The organism is Microcoleus sp. POL10_C6 (assembly GCF_036701585.1).
In the GTDB taxonomy this organism is placed as follows: domain Bacteria; phylum Cyanobacteriota; class Cyanobacteriia; order Cyanobacteriales; family Microcoleaceae; genus Microcoleus.
On the sequence record NZ_JAUBRB010000018.1, the window covers coordinates 111,898 to 112,118 of the forward strand.

Here is a 221-nt window from a genome sequence, read left to right on the forward strand (position 1 = left end):
GATACCAATTACAACAGCATTCCCGTCGCTGCTGTGACAGCTAATATCACTGATAACGATATTGCCGGAGTCACAATTACTCCCACTTCTACCCCAGCTACAGAAGGCGGTGCAACTGGTAATTACACAGCAGTTTTAACATCACAACCAACAGGCGATGTTACTCTTGCCATTGGTAACACTTCTCAAACAACTACTGACGCTGCCACACTTACTTTTAC

1 protein-coding gene is annotated in these 221 nt (G+C 44.8%); it reads left to right on the forward strand.

Annotation, left to right across the window (positions count from 1 at the left end; all coding sequences use genetic code 11):
• Nucleotides 1-221 (forward strand): hypothetical protein (locus QUA34_RS12575; RefSeq protein ID WP_333386986.1); only part of this gene is annotated, 221 nt, incomplete at both ends.